This window comes from Streptomyces sp. NBC_00690 (genome assembly GCF_036226685.1).
In the GTDB taxonomy this organism is placed as follows: domain Bacteria; phylum Actinomycetota; class Actinomycetes; order Streptomycetales; family Streptomycetaceae; genus Streptomyces.
Window position 1 is genome coordinate 8,617,117 of the sequence record NZ_CP109009.1, and the last position, 16,862, is coordinate 8,633,978.

At 68.4% G+C, this 16,862-nt stretch carries 15 protein-coding genes; 5 read left to right on the plus strand and 10 right to left on the minus strand.

From position 1 onward, the window contains the following. Positions 1-81 precede the first annotated feature (81 nt). From OID54_RS36575 to OID54_RS36605, 7 genes are read right to left on the minus strand one after another with little or no spacing between them, the layout of a single operon-like run. Positions 82-1,233, minus strand: a complete 1,152-nt coding sequence (locus tag OID54_RS36575) for a M24 family metallopeptidase (protein WP_329026838.1) — start codon at positions 1,231-1,233, stop codon at positions 82-84. Between the two features lie 40 nt (positions 1,234-1,273). Then, positions 1,274-2,389 carry a hypothetical protein gene (locus OID54_RS36580; RefSeq protein ID WP_329026839.1) on the minus strand — a complete coding sequence of 372 codons (1,116 nt, stop codon included), beginning with the start codon at positions 2,387-2,389 and terminating at the stop codon, positions 1,274-1,276. A gap of 4 nt (positions 2,390-2,393) precedes the next feature. Continuing rightward, positions 2,394-2,822 (minus strand): cupin domain-containing protein, encoded by a 429-nt coding sequence (locus OID54_RS36585; protein WP_329026840.1) that lies wholly within the window; start codon positions 2,820-2,822, stop codon positions 2,394-2,396. Between the two features lie 25 nt (positions 2,823-2,847). After that, entirely contained in the window at positions 2,848-4,017 is a 1,170-nt protein-coding gene (locus OID54_RS36590) for an ABC transporter ATP-binding protein (protein WP_329026842.1), read from the minus strand. A 1-nt stretch (position 4,018) separates the two neighbouring features. Next, complete coding sequence (locus OID54_RS36595; RefSeq protein WP_329026844.1) at positions 4,019-4,819, minus strand: ABC transporter permease; 801 nt, start codon at positions 4,817-4,819, stop codon at positions 4,019-4,021. Between the two features lie 3 nt (positions 4,820-4,822). After that, positions 4,823-5,749 (minus strand): ABC transporter permease, encoded by a 927-nt coding sequence (locus tag OID54_RS36600; RefSeq protein WP_329026846.1) that lies wholly within the window; start codon positions 5,747-5,749, stop codon positions 4,823-4,825. Between the two features lie 3 nt (positions 5,750-5,752). Beyond that, positions 5,753-6,805 (minus strand): ABC transporter substrate-binding protein, encoded by a 1,053-nt coding sequence (locus OID54_RS36605; protein WP_329026847.1) that lies wholly within the window; start codon positions 6,803-6,805, stop codon positions 5,753-5,755. A gap of 102 nt (positions 6,806-6,907) precedes the next feature. Here OID54_RS36605 and OID54_RS36610 point away from each other — a divergent pair, with 102 nt between their 5' ends. Together OID54_RS36610 and OID54_RS36615 are read left to right on the plus strand one after the other, a co-directional pair. Beyond that, positions 6,908-7,687 (plus strand): TetR/AcrR family transcriptional regulator, encoded by a 780-nt coding sequence (locus tag OID54_RS36610; RefSeq protein ID WP_329026849.1) that lies wholly within the window; start codon positions 6,908-6,910, stop codon positions 7,685-7,687. 209 nt (positions 7,688-7,896) lie between these two features. Next, positions 7,897-8,862, plus strand: coding sequence for a serine hydrolase domain-containing protein (locus OID54_RS36615; RefSeq protein ID WP_329026851.1), 966 nt, complete (start codon positions 7,897-7,899; stop codon positions 8,860-8,862). Between the two features lie 4 nt (positions 8,863-8,866). On the opposite strand, the gene OID54_RS36620 is transcribed toward OID54_RS36615, so the two are convergent. Next, entirely contained in the window at positions 8,867-9,241 is a 375-nt protein-coding gene (locus OID54_RS36620; RefSeq protein ID WP_329026853.1) for an STAS domain-containing protein, read from the minus strand. Positions 9,242-9,435: 194 nt separating this feature from the next. Beyond that, entirely contained in the window at positions 9,436-9,954 is a 519-nt protein-coding gene (locus tag OID54_RS36625; protein WP_329026854.1) for a MarR family winged helix-turn-helix transcriptional regulator, read from the minus strand. An 80-nt stretch (positions 9,955-10,034) separates the two neighbouring features. Between OID54_RS36625 and OID54_RS36630 the strand changes: the two genes are divergently transcribed. Further along, positions 10,035-11,222 carry a PP2C family protein-serine/threonine phosphatase gene (locus OID54_RS36630; RefSeq protein ID WP_329026856.1) on the plus strand — a complete coding sequence of 396 codons (1,188 nt, stop codon included), beginning with the start codon at positions 10,035-10,037 and terminating at the stop codon, positions 11,220-11,222. A 156-nt stretch (positions 11,223-11,378) separates the two neighbouring features. On the opposite strand, the gene OID54_RS36635 is transcribed toward OID54_RS36630, so the two are convergent. Further along, positions 11,379-11,993 carry a hypothetical protein gene (locus OID54_RS36635; RefSeq protein ID WP_329026858.1) on the minus strand — a complete coding sequence of 205 codons (615 nt, stop codon included), beginning with the start codon at positions 11,991-11,993 and terminating at the stop codon, positions 11,379-11,381. Between the two features lie 652 nt (positions 11,994-12,645). Between OID54_RS36635 and OID54_RS36640 the strand changes: the two genes are divergently transcribed. Both OID54_RS36640 and OID54_RS36645 read left to right on the plus strand, forming a co-directional pair. Then, on the plus strand, positions 12,646-12,834 hold the full coding sequence (locus tag OID54_RS36640) for a hypothetical protein (RefSeq protein ID WP_329026859.1): 189 nt from the start codon (positions 12,646-12,648) through the stop codon (positions 12,832-12,834). A 398-nt stretch (positions 12,835-13,232) separates the two neighbouring features. Continuing rightward, positions 13,233-16,826, plus strand: coding sequence for a S8 family serine peptidase (locus OID54_RS36645; protein WP_329026861.1), 3,594 nt, complete (start codon positions 13,233-13,235; stop codon positions 16,824-16,826). Positions 16,827-16,862 lie beyond the last annotated feature (36 nt).

Here is a 16,862-nt window from a genome sequence, read left to right on the forward strand (position 1 = left end):
GTGGGGCTGAAGCAGGGATGTGTGGGGCGGGGGATCGGGCATCGGGGGCTCCGACACCCCGCCCCGGACGTGGGCCGGTGGTTAGTCGGCGATGTACAGGGAGTGCGGAAGCCTCGACATGCTCCGCGCGCCTGATTCGGTGCACAGCACCGTGTCACCCATCTTGATGCCGAAGCCCTCGTCGGGCAGATGCAGATTGGGTTCGATGGTGAAGGACATGCCCGGGGCCAGGATGTGGTCGTCGCCCTCGACGAGGGTCATCGGCTCCAACCAGCCGGGCGGGTAGGCCACGCCGAGGCTGTAGCCGATGCGGTGACAGCGGCGGCGGACCAGGTCCAGTTCGCCGAGGACCGCGTTGCAGGCGTCGTCCGGCGCGGGAGCGGGCGCGCCCGGGGCCGAAGCGGTGATCGCCGCCTCCGTCGCCCGTCCCACACACTCCGCGACCTCCCGCACCCTCTGCGTCGGCTGACCGACCACCGCCGTGCGCATCAGCACCGCGTGATATCGGTGCACCACTCCCGCGAATTCGATGCACACCACGTCGCCGCGGGACAGGGTCCGCCGTGACGCCATGCCGTGGACCATCGCACTACGCTCACCGGAGACGACCATCGGCGGGATGGCCGCGTACTCGCTGCCCGCCTCGCCGAGCGCCATGCTGGCGATGCCGGCGAGTTCGGTCTCGGAGACACCGGGGCGAATCGCGGCGAAGACCTGCTCCATCGCGTAGTCGGCCATCTCGGCGGCCTGTAGCTGGTAGGCGATCTCGGCGGGCGACTTGATGAGCCGCTCCTCCGGTACGAGATTGGTCGCATCCACCCAGCGGACGTTCGGCAGCAGGGCACGCAGCCGGTCCCAGTTGCCTGGCAGGAGGGTGAAGGCGCCCAACTCGATGCCGAGCGTGCCCTGGTCGAGACCGCGCTTGCGCACGCTGTCCGCCATCACCTCGATCGAGTCCTCGGTGGCGATGTCGTACACCCGGGGGGAGCGCAGCCAGGACAGCATGTGCACCCCCGGCTCCTCGGTGGTGCGCGTGATGTACTCCGGCTCGGAGTCACTGGAGTCGATGACGAGGACCTGGGGCCACAGATATCCCACGGAGCTGACGCCGGTCAGCCAGTGGACGACGTCCGGCATGCTGACGAGGAGGCCGTCGAGCCCCTGTTCGGTCATCCGGGAACGCACCCGACGCAGGCGGTCGTCGTACGTGGGCAGGCTGAAGGGGAGTTCCATGGTGGACCTCTCTGTTGTGCGGTGGGGGAGGGGGCTTCTGCTACAGCGCCCAGTGCGGGGCGAGTGCCGCGCGGACCCGGGCGATCGCGGCGTCTCCGCGGGCGATGTCGTCGGGTACGTAGGCGATCGGATCGGCGAGCGTGGCTTCCTGGCCGAGGAGTCCTTCCAGGGTGGCGTGCAGGCAGTACGCTGCGTAGCTGCGCGCGTATCCGCCCTCCTGGGTGAGGACGAGGCGCCCGTTCGTCAACTCCCGGCTGATCTCGCCGAGCAGGGTACCGATGCGGTGGAACCCGGCCATGGTGACGTTGTGTTGGCCGTTGGCGTCGAAGGTGGCGGCGTCCTGGCCCGAGGCCGCAACGATCAGATCCGGCTGGAACTGCCGGAGGACCGGCAGGACGACCCGCTCCATGGCGTCGGCGTACGCCCGGTCCCCGGCACCGACGGGCAGTTCGACGTTGACGTTGTACCCGACGCCCGCGTCCCGGCCGAGCTCATCGGGCGAGCCGGTCTGCGGATGGGACGCCCCCCAGGCGCCGTGCGCCATGTGGAGGGAGAACGCGAGGACGTCGGACCGACCGTAGAAGCACTCCTGGGTGCCGTTGCCGTGGTGGACGTCCCAGTCGACGACGGCGACGCGTTCGACGCCGCGTTCACGCGCCCGCTGGGCTGCCAACGCGGCATGTCCGAAGACGCAGTACCCGTCGGCCTGGGACGGTTGGGCGTGGTGGCCCGGCGGCCGGATCAGTGCGTACGCCACATCACAGGTGCCGTCGAGTACGGCGTCGGTGGCGGCGAGCGCGGTTCCGGCCGCGGCGAGCAGCGGTTCCCAGGAACCACCGGTGACGGTGGTGGTGGACGTCAGCCAGGACCGGGTGCCCGACTCGGCGGCGCAGAACTCGCGCACCCGGTCCACGTATGCCTGGTCGTGGACGCTGGTGAGCTCCGCCTCGGTGGCGAGCCGGCCGGGGTGCCAGACGACCCGGTCCGCGATCGGTCCGCGTTCCAGGACAGACTTCATGTTGCGGATGCGGGGTGCGCTCTCGGGATGCAACTCGGATTCGGCGAGCAGCGCGGAGGGGGCGGCTTCCCAGAACCCCGCGCCTGTGTCGTGGTCGAGGACGCGGGCGTCCCAGAACACATGAACGGTGTCACTCACGGGACTACTCCTGGGAAGGGGTCATCGAGTAGGTGAAGAAGGCCGGCTCGCTGCCGGTGTTCTCCAAGTGGTAGGTCCAGCCGGGTGCGAGGTAGACACAGTCGTCGGGACCGAGGTCGAAGTGGCCCTCGTCCCAGGTCAGACGGAGCTGCCCGCGGATGATGAAGTACGTCTCCTCGACCGGCCCGTACCAGTGGTCGCCGTCGGAAACATCGTTGTCACCGCGCGACGACCAGACGTTGGTGCGCTCGCCCGGATCCATCCAGGCCGCGCCGAGCATCAGATTGGAGCCGTTGCGCTGCTTGGTGATGAGGCGGGCGATCCGCACCTTCGTGACGGCCTCGGCCGCCGGTGTCACGGGGACCTCGGAGAGTGCGACGACACTGGGCGGCACCCGGCCGGGCACGTCGGTGGCGGTGGGGGAGATGGTCATATCGAATTCCTCGTACGTGTGGGTTCTACTGGGTGGGTCGTACCGGCGAGGTGACCGGTACGAGGGCCGCGTGGTCCACGGGCCAGACGATCCGCGCCGCCGCTCCGGGCGCCGCGGCTCCTTCCTGTCCTGCCGGTTCGCGCAGTTGTGCGCGCACGTTGCATTCCAGCTCGACGGAGATGCGTCGGTGGGCCCCGAAGTAGACGACCTCCGTGACCGTGCCGGTCAGGGCGTTGTGTCCGGGGGGTACGGATTCGCCGGCGGCCAGCAGCCGCATCCGCTCGGGCCGTACGACGAGCGCGACGCCCTCGGCGGAGCTGCCCGACGCACCGGCCTTCGGCACCGTGAGTTCATATCCCTCGCCGGTGAGCACCCCCGGTGTGGTGCAGCGACCGGGGAAGACATTGGACTCACCGAGGAACTGGGCCACGAACAGCGTCGCCGGCCGCTCGTACAACTCCTCGGGGGTGCCGACCTGCTCGATCCGACCGTCGTTGAACACGGCGATCCGATCCGAGAGGGCGAGCGCTTCCTCCTGGTCATGGGTGACGAAGACAAAGGTGATGCCCAACTCGCGGTGCATCCGGGAGATCTCCGTCTGGAGCTGCTCGCGCAGCTTCTTGTCCAGGGCACCGAGCGGCTCGTCCATCAGCAGGACGCGTGGATTGAAGACGACGGCCCGGGCGAGGGCGACCCGCTGCTGCTGCCCGCCGGACAGCCCGCTCGGCAGCCGGTCCGCCATCGAATCCAACTGCACCATGCGCAGGGCCTCGGTGACCCGGCGCGCGATCTCCGGCTTCGACACCTTGCGCTGCTCCAGGGGGAACGCGACGTTCTTCGCCACGCTCATGTGTGGGAACAGCGCGTAGTGCTGGAAGACCATCCCGAGGTCACGCCGGTGCGGCGGCAGATCTGCGACATTCGTGTCGTCGACCGTGATGGACCCCTCGGTCGCCCTGGTGAAGCCGGCGATCATGTTGAGCGTGGTGGTCTTGCCCGAACCGGACGGGCCGAGGAAGGTCATGAACTCGCCCACCTCGATGTCCAGCGAGACCTCGTCCACGGCGGCACGCCCCGCGTACCGCTTGGTGAGCCCGTGCAACCGGACCGCGGCGCCGGTACGGGACGAGGCGACCGCGCCGGACCCGGCGGGGGCGTCGAACGAAGTGGCGGTCGTGCCGGCGGTGTCGGCCATGTCAGCTCTTCCCCTCGCGCTTGCTGCGCCGCAGCAGTTGCGGTAGCAGGATCAGCGCGGTCGTGGCGACGAGCACGATGCTCGACGCGGCGGCGATCGTCGGGTCGGTCTCCACGGTGACGCTGCTGAACATCGTCACCGGGAGCGTGTGCAGGGTGGGGCTCTGGAGGTAGAAGGCGATGACGACCTCGTCGAGCGAGGTGACGAAGGCGAAGACCGCCCCCGAGAGCACACCGGGTGCGATGAGCGGTGCGGTGACCCTTCTAAAGGTGGTGAAGGGTCCGGCACCCAGCATCGCGGCGGCCCGATCGAGCCCCCGGTCGTAGCCGCGCAGACTGGTGGAGACGGCGACCACCACGAACGGCACGGCCAGCGCGGTGTGCGCCACCACGAAGCCCACGAGCGTGCCCGAGAGGCCCCAGTTCAAGAAGGCCGCGTACACGGCGATGGCGGCGACGATCTGCGGTACCACCATCGGTGCCATCAGAAGCCCCTGGATCAGACCCTTGCCGGGGATGCGACCACGGTCCAGGGCCATCGCCGCCAAGGTCCCCAGCACCGTGGCCAACACGGCGACCGCCAGGGCGATCTGGAGCGAGGTCAGCAGGGAGTCACGCCACAGGGGATTGGAGAAGAAGTTCCGGTACCACTGGAGCGACCACTCCTCGGGCGGAAAGGTGAAGCTGCGCTTTCCGGTGAAGGACAACGGAATGACGATGAGCGTGGGGGCGACCAGAACGGCTCCCACCATCGCGGCCCACAGCCGCAGCCCTATCCCACCGCGGAACTGGTGGTTCTCCATCGGTCAGTCCTCCTTCGCGGACAGGCCGAGCGCGGCCCCGGCACGGCTGACCCGGGAGACCAGCACCAGCAGCAGCGCGGTCAGGGCGAGCAGGATCACCGAGAACGCTCCTGCGCCCCCGAAGTCGAGCAGCTTCTCGACCTTGGTGCCGATCACCTGCGCCACCATGGACTCCTTTGGCGAGCCGAGGAGCTTGGGGGTGACGTAGAAGCCGAGGGCCAGGACGAACACCAGCGTCGTACCGGAGATCACACCGGGCATGGACAGCGGCAGGTAGATGCGTCGGAAGCAGGTGAAGCGTCCCGCGCCGAGGCCGGACGCGGCACTCATCAGGCGCCGGTCGATTCCGCTCATCACGCTGTACAGCGGCAGCACCATGTACGGCAGCAGCACCTGCACCATGCCGATCGCCACGCCCGGTGCGGTTCCCAGCAGTCCACCGTCCCGTCCGAAGAGCGATCCGAGCATCCCGAGCGGGCCACCGTCCTGGAGCAGCACGATCCACGCGAAGTTGCGCGCCATCAGACTGGTCCAGAACGGCAGCAGCACCAGCGCCATCAACACTGCACGCATCCGCGGCCCCGTCACCGTCATCAGATAGGCGTAGGGGTAGGCGAGCAGCAGTGTGGTCACCGCCACCACCAGGGAGGTGAGGAGCGTACGCCCCATCACCCGACCGGTGGTCGGATCGGCTAGCAGGTCGGAGAAGTTGCCCACGCCCGGCTCCGGGTCGGTGAACGCCCGCCACACGATGTCCGCCAGCGGATAGGCGAAGAAGACCAGCAGCATCAGCACGGCCGGTGCCAGCAGTAGCCACTGTCTGCCCTGTCCGCCGAGCACCCGTTGCAGCGGGCTCTTGGCGGGGCGCTTGGCGCGGTGCGCGTCCGGGCCCGGTGCCCGGGCCGCGGTACCGCTCAGGAGGTCGGTCATGGCTCAGCCCGTCGCCCAGCCGGTCCACCGCTTGGTGGCCTCGTCCTGGTTCTTGGCCCACCAGGCGACGTCCTGGTAGAAGCCCTTCTCCTGGATGTCGTCCCGAGCGGTGTTCCACTCCTCGGCGAGCGGCTCCAGTTGCGGCTTGGCGTCCGAGTTGACGGCCGCATACGGCTGGTCCTCGGCGAACGCGGCCTGGGACTTCGCGTTGGTGGCGTAGGCGATGAAGTCCATCGCCAGGTCCTTGTTCGGTGCGCCCTTGGGCACCATGAGCACCGCGTAGGCCAGCATGTTGTCCTGCCAGATCGGTACGTACTCGGTGCCGTTCTTGGCGGCCATGTAGGCGCGGCCCGACCAGACCAGCGCCATGTCGGCCTGCTGGGACTCCAGGGCCTGCTGGCTCTGCGCCGAGGTCTCCCAGAAGCTGAGGTTCTTGCCGAGGGTGTCGAGCTTCTTGAAGGCCCGGTCGTAGTCCAGCGGGTAGAGCGCGTTCGAGGCCACGCCGTCACCGAGCAGTGCGGCTTCGATGGCACCTCCGGTGGCGAAGCCGGGCGCGAGGCGCTTGCCGGGGAACTTCTTGGTGTCGAAGAAGTCTGAGATCGAGGCCGGCTTGGCGTTCGGGTACTTCTTGGGGTTGTAGACCAGGACGAGCGAGTACATCGCATCCGGTACGGCGCAGTCGGAGACGGTGCCCTCGGGGAACTTCGACTTGTCGATCTTCTTGAAGTCGAGCTTCTCGGCGTACTTGTCGCAGGCCCCGACCGGGAAGAACGGCTCGGTGTCCACGACGTCCCAGGTGACGCGCTTCGACTCGACCATCGTCTTTATCTTGGCGTAGTCGGTCGGCTGGTCCTGGACCGCTTTGACCTTGGCTTCCTTGGCCCACGGGGTGAGCCATGCCTTGGCCTGGGCCTCCTGGTAGCCGCTGCCGTAGGAGGTGAAGGTGAGTTGCTTGCCCCCGCTGTCGGAGCCGGAGCCACTGGAACAGCCCGCGGTGATCATGGTGAGGGCGATGGCGACAGTCGCCGCGCCTAGGCGTCGCGATGGGAAGTGCACGTCCGGTCCTCCATCGAAGTGGCAATAAGCGCTTATTATTGCGATGGAGTTCAGGTTGGCAATACCCTCCACCCAACAAGTGAGATCCAGGAGGGCACACAGATGGCTCCACAGAGCGCGCACGTCGAGGGCCGAGGAAGCTCCGTACGCGCCGGTGACGCAGCGACCGAGGTCGACCTCACCGCGCTGCGCAGACTCCAACTCATCGGCGCGGCAAGCGAAGTGATCTGCCGCAACGGTGTGGACGGGGCCAGGCTGAAGGACATCGCCCAGGAGGCGGGCGTCTCCCTCGGCATGGTCCAGCACTACTTCCGTCGACGGGAGGAACTGATCAGCGAGACGATCAGCGCGATGCTGGAGCTGACGTTGGCCACCTGGCGCTCGGTGTCCGAGCGGGAGCCCGACCCGGTGCGGAGGCTGTTCGCCCTGCTGCGGTTCCAGGTCGCCGGCTGGGCCCCCTTCCCCAAGCGCTGGTCCTTCTGGATCGAGTTCTGGTCAGCAGCCAACCGCGACGACACCCTGCGGGCCTATGCGCAGAATGTCTACCAACGGTGGGAATTTCCCTTCCGTTCGGCTGTTGACGCGGGACTGGCCACCGGTGACTTCACACCCTCGGTGCCCGTGGACCGGGTCAGCGTCATCCTGATGTCCCTCGCCGACGGCGCGGCGGTGCACGTGCTGATGGCGGGTGACACGCTCGACGACGAGGGCATGTTCGACCTGCTCATCGACATGGCCTGCCGCATCCTCGGCATCAGCGACGAGGCCCGTGATCAGGCACTGAGGGACCTGCCGCGGATCATCAGCCCGCACTACCCCGAAGAGCCCGAACCGAGCGACGGCATCGACTGGAGCCCGCTGATCGGGGAACTGCCCGCATGACGTCCCGGCTGTCGATGCGGCACCGCCGGGTCGACAGGGCCGAACGGCCGCTCGCCCGAGGGGAGGGCTGAGGGGGGACGACCCGGGCTGTCCTGAGCCGGGCGCGCAGGAGGAGCGAGGGAGGTTGCCGGATCGCTCCGGGCAACACCGGGGCGCTGTCCATGGACAAGTGGCAACCTCGCCGACTCCTCCGTGGTTGGCTGCCGGGCATGCGACCGATCGGTGCGGCACTGATGACCCACGGCAGCCATGCCGTGTACGAGACGTACGAAGGCGTGGCGGACGAGGAGACAGGAGCGGTCTGCGGCCCCGACACCCGCTTCCAGATCGCCTCGCTCAGCAAACAGTTCGCCGCCGCTGCCGCCCTGCTCCTCGTCGAGGACGGCGTTCTCGCACTGACCGACCGGGTGTCCACCTGGTTGGCCGACGCTCCGGAGCAGTGGGCGGACATCACCCTGCACCGACTCCTGACCCACACCTCGGGTCTGCCGCACTGGCACGCGCTCCCCGCCCTCGACCGCGAGGAGCCACCGACACGCAAAGAGGTCGTGGCCGACATCATGGGCCTGCTGCCCCGGCCCGGGCGCCGAACCTGGCACTACAGCAGCCCGGGGTACGTCCTGGTCGCCCTGATGATCGAGCGGGCCAGTGGGTCCGACTACGGCGACTTCCTGCGTACGCGGATCCTCTCGCCGCTCGACCTGGCGGCCACGACCTTCGGGACTGCGCCGCCCGCGGTGGCCGCCCGTGGCCACCGGGGTCCAGCGGTCCGCGGTAGTGAGGACGTCTCCTGGATGCCCGGCAGCGGAGACCTGTGGTCGACCGCCCGTGATCTCGCCCGCTGGGCGCGCGCCGTGGAACGCGGGGAGCTGCTGGCCAATGGCTCCTTGCAGGCCATGGTCACCCAGCACTGCGGAGTGGAGATGCGCGAGGATCCGCTCACCGCCACCGGCTACGGCTACGGAGTGTTCCTCGGAGAGTTGGCCGGGCGGCCGGCCCGTTTCCACCACGGTGACAACCGGGGATACCGGTCGTTGCTCGTGCGACTGCCGGAGGCCGACACCGGGATTGTGGTGCTCACCCACGACGAGTGCGTCGATCCGTACGCCTGGCTGTCGGAGCTCGTCCAACTGCCGGCCTTCCCCAGTCGTGGCGCCGGGGGCCGCTGCTCTTGAGCCGTCAGCCACTGCCCGACGGAGTCGATGGGCCTGCGGCAAGGGCATCGTCGACCGAGGCGTGGAGATGCAGTACGCCATCCAGGCCGAGGAGGTCGATCAGGCGTCGCACCGGAGGTGAAGGCGCGGCCAGCCGGAATCTGGTGCCGAGGGCCCGGTGCGCCTGGAGGAGGAGGTTCACCATGGTGGAGTCGGCGAAGGAGACCTCCGCCAGATCGACCACCACCGCTTCCGGGCCCGTCATGGCCTGGTCGAAGGCGGCGGTGACCGGAGCGATGGTGTCCAGATCGAACTCTCCGCTCAAGATGAGGATCAAGGCTCCGCGGTCCCGTCGAGCAACGACGGGCGGTCTCTGATCAGCGCTCTGGGTCACGTACACCTTTCAGGTGGTATGGGGCGCCTTATGGCACTTTGGGTGGCGCCTCACGTGACTCCTGGAGTTGGCGAGGTCCACGCTAAAAGTAACAGTTGCCATTTGACAACATTATCCGTGAGGCAACAATCTGCTGTCATGAGTCACCTGATGACCGACCGCGGTGCACCGAGCGCGCACGGACACCAACGCGCGTGCGGCTACGCGCTGTCCGCGATGGGATGAGGGTCATGTTCCAGAAGCGGACGCCCGTCACTCCCCCGAAGCTCGGCGGCAGCTGCCTCATGGAAGGCGGCGAGCCCCTCCGCGAGTGCTTTCAGGGACACCGGTTCCATGACGGCGAGGACCGCTGCGACCTCGTCCATCCGAATCGCACGGTGCTCCGCCAACAGCGCCCGCCCGCGCGGGCTCAAGCGCAGCTCGACCTCGCGCCGACTCGTCGGGCTGGGACATCGTTCGACGAGGCCCATCGCCTCCATGCGGTCACAGAGCCGGCTCACCGAGGGCGGACGCGATCCGATCGCCTCGCCGAGCGCACGCAGGTTCGTCCCCTCATGCTTTTCGATGACCAACAGGGCACGCAGCTGAGAGGGCGAGACCGTTCCCGAGGGCGCGGCGTCCTGGCCGCGTCCCCACAGGACCTCAAGCAGCTCGGAGGCGGCGCAGACTGCCTCGGACAGCTGCTCGCGTGGACGGGACGGACCGGTGAAACGGGACACCCGCCCACTGTGTCACCCGACAGCCGAATCTGTCAGCCCAGGATCGCTCCCAACCAAGAACGAAGGACTCCCGAGAGACCGTGACCGAACGCTCAGAGATCGAGAGAGCGGTGCGCACCGCAGCGCCGTACGCCCTGGTGGAGACGGTTCGCGCCCAGCTCGCCGCATCCCACGGAGCCACCTCCGTGCGGCTGTTTCTAGCGGATTACGGGCTGACGGTGCTCAATCCGCTGGAAGCTCTCGACCAGGTCGCCGACCCGCCGCAGCCGCTGTCGATCCACAACAGTCCCGAAGGTCGGGCCTTCGGCAGCCAAGAACCGCGCGAACACCAGATCCGTCACGGGGACGCCGTCGACCACCATCTACCGGTGACCGTCCGTGGCGAACGCCTCGGCATCCTGACGGTACGGCTGCCAGGCGACCGCTCCACCCGACAGACCGTCGACGAGCTGACCCAGGTGGCCGACCTCCTCGGCCATGAGATCCTCGTCGCCGAACGTGACACCGATCTCTACCGACGCGCGCGACGCACCAGCCGGCTCACACTAGCCGCCGAGATGCAGTGGCAACTGCTGCCCGCCCGCGCGTGCAGCGCGCAGGAGTACGCGATCGGAGCGCAGCTCGAACCGGCCTACGCCATCCACGGCGACAACTACGACTGGGCGGCCGATCGGGACGAACTCACCCTGGCGCTCACCAACGGGATGGGTGACGGCATCCAGGCGTCGCTCCTGACCAATCTCGCGGTCAACGCGCTCCGCAACGCACGACGTGCCGGCATCCCCATCGCCGACCAGGCAGCGCTGGCCGACCAGGCACTCTACGAGCAGTACCGAGGGGCGTCCTACGTCTCCACACTCTTGCTGCGCTTCGAGTTGGCGACCGGCCGAGTCGAGATCGTGGACGCCGGCTCCCCGCAACTCTGGCGCCGCCGCGGTAGGACGGTCGAGCGGATCGATCTTGAGCCCCAACTCCCGCTCGGCATGTTCGAGGAGACGCAGTACGTCACTCAGGATCTACGGGTCCTGCCCGGCGACCGATTGCTCATCGTGAGCGACGGTGTCTTCGACGCAGCCTCGCCGACCGGCGAGTTCTACGGGGAGCGGGCATTGGCCCTCGCCATCCACGCCACGAGTCTGCTGCCGGCTGCCAACGTTCCGCGAGCCGTGTTGCGTGAGTTGGCGGAGTACCGCGAGACGGACACCACGGACGACGCCCTGGTGTTGTGCCTCGACTGGTTCGGCCGGGAGGGCGCCGCAGGAACCTGACGGACGCGAGCAACGGCGAACGACGTGCCCCCGGGGGTGAAGGGCGTGGCGCACGGCTGCTCCGGGGGATGCGGCCGAGGGCGTCGCACGGGACGGGCGAGCAGCGTCCGGGGGCACGGCAGGCCCGTCGGTGCGTTCGCCCGTGGTGCCTCGCGATCACATCAGACCGATGCGCTCCAACAGGGGTTCGCGGTTGTTCCGCCGATTCACATGGCCGCGCCACCCGGCCAGCAGCGCCATGGCGGTCCAACCGGACGTGCCCCACACCAGCATGGTGAGTCGCCCCGCGGAATCCACCTTGGACGCGTCCTTCAAGGGGGCCGCGCCCTCGGGGTCATAGACCACCTCGATGCGGTCACCGACCGCATAGTCGGGGGACTGGCCCCGGTACAACAGCTTCTCCTTCAACTCCCCGTCCTCGCCGACGAGGGTGAACTCATGGCGATTGCTCGTCGTGCCGGCCGCACTGTCCGCGGTGATCGTCACCTGCTCATGGACGCCGCGCACTTCCAAGGCGCTGTACGGGGCGTAGTCGCCCGAGCCCACCAGCACCATCAGCGCGGGCGCCAGGGAGAGCGCCGCGAGCCACCATGCCTCGTGGACTATGCGCAGGGCCACGACGAACGCAATGCCGAAAAGGACACCGGTGAAGATGGGTATGGCGTCAGTCGTCCCCAATGACGCATAGGCGATCAGGGTGTTGGTCCCGGCGAAGGCCCAGGCGATCACCACCAGCAACAGGGTACGGCGCAGGGATTTCCACGGGCTCACGCGCGCACCGCCATAGCTGTCCGCAGGGTGGGGAACGGCTCGCTCACGCCGTGGGTGCTGCTGCTCACATCACACATCCGACCAGCATAGACCGCGGTGAACAGCCCCTTTCCGGATGGTCCATGACGGGCCGTCCAGTGGGAACCGGGGCGGCCATGCTCGCGCCACTGCCCGTACGCGTGGCGGTGGTTGTGCGTCGGTGGCAGGCGCCCCGTACATCCTTCGACCGGCGAGACATGATGCGGGAGGCAGTGGCGCGCCGGTGCTCGCCGTGTCAATGACATGGGCGGGCCGGGCCACCGGTGGGCGTTCTCTCCGGGGTGTGTTCCGCACCGCGCATCCCGTGACATTCCTTGACATTCCTTGCGCGACGATGATCAGGCCCGTCGCACCACAGGTCCATGATCGTGACGGTGTATGGAGATCCGTTTGCGCGACCTCGCCGGCGCGCGTATCTCATCGCGTTCTGTTGGACCGGCTATCTGGGTGTCGCCCGACTGCTGGACCCCGATGTCTCGCACGGTCACTCCTCTGCGCTCCATACGGGGTTCATGGCCACCAGGACCACGGCCGACGGGTCGTAGTAGAGGTGGAAGGGAAGGCGCAGCGCCACCAGGACCAGTAGCTGGGCTCTGGATGGGCGGGCTGGTGGTTGTACCGACGTATCGGCTCGGTGTGGCCCTTCGTCGTCGCGCACAGCGCGTACAACCTGATGCTCGCCACGGCGCCGTTGCCCGATGGGCTCAGGGCATTGGCGGTCCTGGTGGCCGTCGGCCTGCTCGCCTACGGCCTGGTAACGCTCCTGCGCTGGCGGACCACCCTTCGGGATCAAGCCAGCTGAGCGCCGGGACATCAGCGGACGAAGCGCGGTCCGGTGGTGTGGCCCGGAGCGGGGTGCGTGCACGAGTGCGTTCACGTCGACGGTTCAGGGAGACGGCGCCCCCCTTGTGCGGCGGGCTCGGTACGGCTCCGGCCGGGGTACGGCCCGTCCGGTCGTCGTAGCTGACCTCCTCATTCGTCGATGCCGAATGCGGTCGACCGCGCCTTTTCGACCGCCGGGAGGCGCTGCTCTTTTGGTCACCCCCGCGCTCAGGGCGTCACTCTTCCCCCTCTCCTTTCTGTGTGACGCATGGGGCAAAAGAAGTCTTAAATTACTCCTGAGACTTTCTTTACATGCACATGGCGCTTCCTTCACCATGCGATGGCCCCGTACGAACACGCTCACAGCAAGGAGAGTTCGTGGCCAGACGCACCCAGGGACGGCGCAGGGCGCTCGGCGCCCTGACGGCCGTGGTCGTGGCGCTTCCCCTCGTGTTAGGCGCTGCCCCTGCCCAGGCGTTACCGGACCCCTCCGCGGGTTCCGCCGCCGCTCCCGCCGCCCTTCGGGCCAAGGCGGAGAACGTTGTCCGGGCGCAACTCGCAGCCAAGGACAAGACGACCTTCTGGATCGCTCTCTCCGACGAGGCGGACACCACGGCCGCCAGCGCGCAGCGCCATCGCACGGCCAAGACGCGCACGCTCCACCAGGTGAAACAGGCCCATGCGAAGAAGTCCCAGAAGTCGCTGAAGGCGTTGTTGGACCGCTCCGGCGCCCGGTACGAGTCGTTCTGGATCACCAACACGATCAAGGTGACCGCGGACGCGAAGCTGGCCGAGAAGATCGCCGCCCGCACCGACGTCGCCGCGTTGGAAGCGGACGAACCGATCCGCATGCCCCGACCAGCGACCGTGACCGCTCGAACCAAGGCACAGAGCGTCGGATGGAACATCGACCGGATCAACGCCCCCAAGGTGTGGTCCGAACTCGGAGTGCGCGGTGAGGGCATCGTCGTCGCCAGCATGGACTCGGGCGTCTCCCACACCCACCCGGCACTCCAGTCGAAGTACCGCGGATACCGCGCCGACGGCACCTTCGACCACGACTACAACTGGTTCGACCCGACCATGGGCTGCACCCCGCGCACCCCGTGCGACACCTCGGGCTACGGCACCCACGCCGTGGGCACCATGGTCGGCGACGACACCACTGCCAACCACACCGGCGTGGCCCCCGGAGCGAAGTGGATCGCTGCCAAGGGATGCGGTGAAACCTGCGCCCGATCGCATCTGCTGCGCGCCGCCGAGTGGATGGTCGCACCCACCGACTCGACCGGTGGCAACCCCCGACCGGAACTCGCCCCGCACGTCGTGAGCATCGCCTGGGGCAGCAGGGGGCACGACCCCTGGTTCAAGACCGTCGCCCAGGCATGGCGGGCAGCCGGCATCTTCCCCGCCATCGCCAGTGGCGACGAGGGCCCGGGATGCAACACCTCGGGATCGCCCGGCGACCACAGCACCTCGTTCTCCTCCGGTGCCTTCGACAGCACCAACACCGTCGCGACTTCCTCCTCGCGCGGCAGTGGGGACAACGGCGAGACCAAGCCCAACCTGGTCGCCCCCGGCGTCGACATCGTCTCCGCCTGGCCCGGTGGCCGCTACCTCTCCCTGTCCAGTACCGCCATGGCGTCCCCGCACACCGTCGCCACCGTCGCCCTGATGTGGTCGGCCGCACCGGCTCTGCGCGGCAATGTCGCCGAGACCGAGAAGCTGCTGAGCGCCACCGCCATCGATGTCGACGACACGTCCTGCGGTGGCACACCGGCCCACAACAATGTCGCGGGCGAAGGCCGTCTCGACGCCTACGCGGCCGTGTTGGCATCGCCCCGCGGACCCGTAGGCACCGTCTCCGGCCAGGTCAGCTCCGGTAGCAGTCCGCTGGCCGGGGCCACCCTGCGCTTCGCCGGACCGTCCAACACCACCACGGTCAGCGATGCGGCCGGCAACTACACCTCACCCAAGTTGATGGTCGGCACCTACACCGTCACCGCCGGCAAATACGGCTACGAGAACGCCGTCGCCACCGTGACCATCACCGAGAACGGCGGCGCGGCCGAGGACTTCACACTCACCGAAGCCACCTTCGGAGACCTCACCGGAAAGATCAGCAGCCACGCCGGAGGGGAGGAGAAGGCGACCGTCAAGGTCCAAGGCACCCCGGTCAGCGCCACCACGGCCGCCGACGGCACCTATGCGCTACGGCTGCCGCTGGGGACGTACGACATCACCGCCACGCCCAACCACCGGTGCGCCGGGGTGACATCCGCCCGAGTGACGGTCACCGCGAACACCACGCGGGCCATCACCCTTCCCGACCGAACGGATGCCTTCGGCACCGCCTGCACCGCCACCACCGGTGCCCCGTTCCCGCAGGGCACCACCAAACTGTCCTACCCCGGCATCGAATCCGGCTCGACCACGGTCGACCTGCCCTTCCCGGTGCCCTTCTACGGACGGACCCATCGGAAGGCCACGGTCTTCCAGTCCGGAGCGCTCGGCTTCACGACCACGAACCCCGCCACCCGTGCGGCCCCGCTGGTCGGCGGCAACGGACCCAACGGTTCGCTCCACCCGTTCTGGGAGAACCTCCGCTACGACGCCGAAGCCGGTGTCTACTGGACCGCCACCGGTACCGCGCCCCACCGTCGACTCGTCGTCGAATGGCGCAACGCCCTGCTCTACGACTCCTTCGGCGGCCCCGCGCAGCGGCTCTCCTTCGCTGCGGTCGTCGGTGAGGACGGCACCTCCTCCTTCCACTACAAGGACAGCAACGGCACCGGCCGGGAGAACGGCTCCAGGGCATCGGTTGGCATCAAGAACGCCACCGGGACCGACGCCCTGATCTACTCGTTCAACGAGGGCACCATCCGTGACGGGCTGGGCATCCACTTCCGCCCGACCAAGAGCTCGGTGATCACCGGTACCGTCACCGACGCCAACGACCGCAAGCCCGTGGTCGGAGCGACCGTCACCGCCAGCTCCGGTTCCACCGACAGCGGTGGGGACACCACCGACGCCCGGGGCGACTACCTCGTCCACGTGGCCGCTCCCGCCGCACACGACATCGCCGTCACCGCCCCGGAGTACACCGCACGGAAGACCAGCACCACCCCCGCTCCCGGCGACGCGGTGCTGGTGAACTACGCGCTCACGACCGGCCGCGTCACCGCGGACACCCCGTCACTCACCACCGTCGTTCCCACGGGAGAGCGGCGCAGCCGTACGCTCGACCTCGCCAACACCGGCTCCGCCACGGCCTATACCGTCGCCGAGAAGGACGGCAAGAGCTGGCTCACCGCCACCCCCGCCAGTGGTCAACTCGGCGCCGGTGGCCGTCAGACGCTCACGGTGACGGCGGACACGGCCGGTGTCGCGCCGGGCACGGTCCTCACGGGAACCCTGCGCGTCACCTCGCAGAGCGCACGCCAACCGGTGATCGACATCCCGGTCTCCGTCGTCGTACCGACTTATCGGACCGCCGTCGACATCGGTGCCACCCGCGGGCTGACCGACCGTTCCGGTGATGCCTGGAGCCCTGACCGGGCCTATGCAGCCGGCAGTTACGGACACCTCGGCACCAGTACCCGCAGCTCCACCGCCCGGGCCATCACCGGCGTCTCGGCGAGCAGCGATCCGACCCTGTACCGCAGCGCCCGCCAGGGCATGTCGGAGTACCGGTTCGACGGTGTGCCCAATGGAACCTACCGGGTCGAACTGGGCTTCGCTCAACTGACCAACCAGCGGCCCGCCAGCCGGGTCTTCGACGTCACCGCCGAAGGCACCCAGGTCGTCAGCAACCTCGATCTGGCACTGGAAGCGGGCGTACGGAGGGCCCATGACCGTGCCTTCACCGTCCAGGTCACCGATGGACAGCTCAATCTGCGGTTCACCCCCACCGTCGGGAAGGCCCTGGTGAACTCGATCAGGGTCACCGAACGCCCCGACCTGACCGGCTGACCGCCGTCGTACGACGGGGTCCGGTCCGCGGCGGCC